This is a genomic window from Actinosynnema sp. (assembly GCF_052038725.1).
Map to the genome: position 1 here is coordinate 1 of NZ_JBQGCX010000161.1, position 3525 is coordinate 3525.

Here is a 3525-nt window from a genome sequence, read left to right on the forward strand (position 1 = left end):
ACCTGGCCCCGTGGCGCGCCAAACCCGCCTACCGGCACACCGCCGAGGACACCATCTACCTCGCCCCCACCGCCACCGGTCGAGGACCGGGAGTGGCGTTGCTGGAAGCGCTGCTCGCGCTGGCGGACAACTCGGGGATCAGGCAGACCATCGCGGTGATCACCGAGGACGGGGAAGGCTCGCTGGCGCTGCACCGGCGATTCGGTTTCACCGAGGCCGGACGCCTGGAAGCCGTTGGCTACAAGCACGAGCGGTGGATCGGGACCATCCTGATGCAGCGCCCACTACTGGGCCGACCGGACAGGTAACCCTCGATCCTCACGGCATCTACTCTCCTTTCTCCACAATGCCTCTCCGCTCTGGTGAGAGGTCTGAACGCGGCCCGCACCCGGCCACCCTTGAGTCAGGCGAAGGTGCATTCGGCTGGTCATCGGACCCTGCCAAGGCCGGAGCCATGTGTGACGCTGTGCGGTGGGTGATGACCGGGGTGATGCCGCGAGCATGAACCAGGCGGCGGTACGTGTCGTGTTCCTAGCCTCGGTCAGCGTAGAGCTGGCATGGACGCCACCGGGGCTTGCCGGCTACGACCCGGATCGGCGGGGCGGCGCCGATCAGCGGGATCGGCTGGGTGCCCATGTAGAGGATGCCCTCCAACGCGGCCCGGTCGTCCGAGCCCCCCGCCCTGGTTAACGGAAACACCGGGGATGTGCCGGAATCAGCGGCTCAAGTCACACCCACAGCTCATCGGTCATAACCTCCTCGCGCACGCCATGCTCCTGAAGCGCTCCACGCCACACGCAAAGCCGCCACACCAGCTCATTCTGAACTGATCTCCAAGTGGCCAGGATCGCCCGGCTTCGACTTTCCCGGCCGACAGGCCGTCGGCGAGCAGGGCCCCGCACGGGCCGCGCTGGCGGCGCTGCCCAAGCGCGCCCTGCGCCACCGGGACCACATGCTGGTGGCCCGCCTGCCCTTGAATGACGACGTCGACTCGTGGCTCGCGCTGTGGTCCCCGGAGCTGGGCGAGGACAGCACCTGCGTCGTGATCTCCGGGGTGGCCCGCCTGCCCGCGTGCGCGGCGGCGGAAGTGGCGCAGCGCTGCGCGGACGTGCACACCGGCGGACCGCAGCCGTTCGTGCGCACGGCGGACCGCTGCGACACCCTGGATGAGCCGTTCACGGCACTGGTCGACCGCATCGTGGAGGCCCCGTTGCTGCGTGAGCGCCATGTCCACGTTCTGACGTTGGCAGGCCGCTTCTCCCGTGAAGACCGTGGGTGGGACGTCACCTTCACCCCCGACGCCCGCCGTGCGCTGACCAACTCCGACTGGCCCGGCAACGCCAAGCAACTGCGCGCTGCGGTCCGGTAGGCGTCCGCGCGCACGGACCTGATCGACGCGCGGCACCTGTCCATCGAGGTGCTCTCCGGGACCGGGCGCGGATTCAGCAGGCTGCAAGTGCTGGAGTGTCAGGGCGTAGTCCGCTGCCTGTCCCCTCCGGGCGCCGCTGTCGTGAGTTCCGCGACGGCGCTGGAGATGGGCCGGGCCATGCTGTAGCGCAAGATCGCGCAGTGCGGCACACACCCGCCGAACCGCTCGGCGGGCACGGCTGCCGATCCGGGCTGAGGTCTGGGCTGAGTTCCGGGCTGGGGTCTGGGTCGTTCGCACGGCTGGTCTCCTTCTTCCGGTTTGCCTGGTTCCAGTGCTCCTGGTCAAACCGTATTGCGCCGCGCGGCCCAGCGGCAGCTACCGCCGATGTCCCCCTTCGAGTGATTGGTGTCGGGTGTCCGCTTCCCTAACCTCGGTGCTGTGAGCTGGGTTTTCCGGGGAGGTGGCCGCTGTGACGACGTTGGTCTGGCACGTGCCGGGCAACCGGGAGCTCGACCTGTCCGCGCTGTCCGAGGCGGATCACCGCCTCGTCGTGGGACTGCGTGGCGCGGGAGAGCTGCTGTGCCTGGAAAGCGCGTCGGGGCAAGGGGAACTGCGCGTCGAGCAGGTCCGGGGGCGCTACCGCGCGGTCCACGTCGGAGGTGACGACGACGCGGAGCCCGGTCGCTGCGGCGGAGGTCCCCACGAGATCCTGCCGGTCACCGACGAGCACCGGAGGCAGCGGGACTACTGGCACCGGGCGGGCGACGACGCGGGGCACCCGAGCGAGGTGGGGCGTGACCTGCTGGGCAGCGGTCCGCAGGACGTGGCCATCCACGGCCGGGTCCCGACCGGCGTCCAGGTGCGGGCCTCGCAGGTGTCGACCGCGACGGCGCGCAGCCGTGCCACGAGATCGCGCCGCGCGGGCTGGCTGCCGTTGTGGTTCACCGCGGCGGACCGGTCCCCGAGCTGGTTCCACCGCGTCCCGTCGGTCGGCTGCAACCGGGTCTCCTGGGACCACCTGCCGCCCAGGGGAACCGCGGTGGCGACGGGGCTCAAGCGGGTGGTCGAGGCCAGGTGCGCGATCGACTCCTTCGACCGCTGCCCGGTCTCAGGACGGGGGCACTGCGGCGGCGTCCACCCGAGGCTGGAGGCGCTGCCCGGCTACACCCTGGACCGGGTGGCGGCTGCGGTCCCGGCCGGTCTCCTGGTCCCGCTGACGCACGCGGAGGACCTGGTCTACCTCGTGGAGCAGGAGTCCCTGCACCACTACGAGCAGCTGACCGGCAGGCCTGCGGGCTACCTCCCCCGCATCCCCGAGCAGCGTCGGGGAACGGCGGGGAGCGCCCCGCTTGCGCGGGGAGGGGCCGACGTGCCGCAGTGGTGCCGACGGTGCGACAACCGGCTGCTGTACCTGCGTCCTGGGCGGGAGTTGTGCGAGCGCTGCAAGTCCGGGACGCGCGACTCGGTGATCAGACCCGGCTGAGCGGGCGCAACCGCGTGACGCGCGGCCTGGAATCGCGCTCTGGCAGGGGAAAAGCGTTTCCGGGCTCGGCCGGGGACGTGCGGTGCGGGGCGCGGTGGCCGCGGCGAGGCGGTTGCCGCACCCCGGATGGCACGGTGGGCCTCCGCTACGCGGCGACCGGTCGGGAGCCCCGGCAGACGGCGCGGAGATCGCTCGCCCTGACGGGGGTTCTGGCCGCGCGGGGCTGCGGGCGGCTGTGCTTGGGGGAACGGGGACCTGCGGGGCGGCCGGGGCTCTTCGTCGGGGGCCGGGAGTTGGGCATGATCTTCAGGACCTTCGCGTGAGGAGGGGGGAGGTGAACCTCGGTTCGGCACTGCTGTGGGTGTCCGCTGCGGACGGTGCTGCGTGGTGGAGCGCTTGTGCGGCAAGGGGTGTCGCGGTCAGGCCGCGATCGCGCGGCGGACCGGCGTCGTCTGGGTGAGCCGGTGCAGGAACTCCGCGTTCGTGGAGGTCTTGCGCAAGCCGTCCAGCAGCACGTCGATCCCGCGATCGCCCTCGCGCATCTGCAGGACCCTGCGCAGCACCCGCGTCGCCGACTGCTCGGCGGGTGACATCAGGAGCTCGTCGCGCCGGGTGCTGCTCTGCCGGATGTCCACCGCCGGGTGCACCCTGCGGTCGGCCAGCGAGCGGTCCA

3 protein-coding genes and 1 pseudogene are annotated in these 3525 nt (G+C 71.5%); 3 read left to right on the forward strand and 1 reads right to left on the reverse strand.

Features of this window, described 5'->3' with window-relative positions; translation table 11 throughout:
• The 3 genes from ACTUAL_RS03045 to ACTUAL_RS03055 form a co-directional block, all read left to right on the forward strand.
• Positions 1-308: N-acetyltransferase family protein (locus tag ACTUAL_RS03045; RefSeq protein WP_440899193.1), on the forward strand; the 308-nt coding region annotated here is incomplete at its 5' end.
• A 644-nt stretch (positions 309-952) separates the two neighbouring features.
• Entirely contained in the window at positions 953-1369 is a 417-nt protein-coding gene (locus ACTUAL_RS03050) for a hypothetical protein (protein WP_440899194.1), read from the forward strand.
• 469 nt (positions 1370-1838) lie between these two features.
• Positions 1839-2852, forward strand: coding sequence for a hypothetical protein (locus tag ACTUAL_RS03055; protein WP_440899195.1), 1014 nt, complete (start codon positions 1839-1841; stop codon positions 2850-2852).
• Positions 2853-3271: 419 nt separating this feature from the next.
• Here the strand turns inward: ACTUAL_RS03055 and ACTUAL_RS03060 are convergent.
• Positions 3272-3525, reverse strand: a pseudogene (locus ACTUAL_RS03060) (transcription termination factor Rho); the annotation flags it as partial.

What these genes read in the sequence shown, in the direction of transcription:
- ACTUAL_RS03050 (WP_440899194.1), top strand. Translation starts at nt 953, where the DNA reads ATGCTGGTGGCCCGCCTGCCCTTGAATGACGACGTCGACTCGTGGCTC.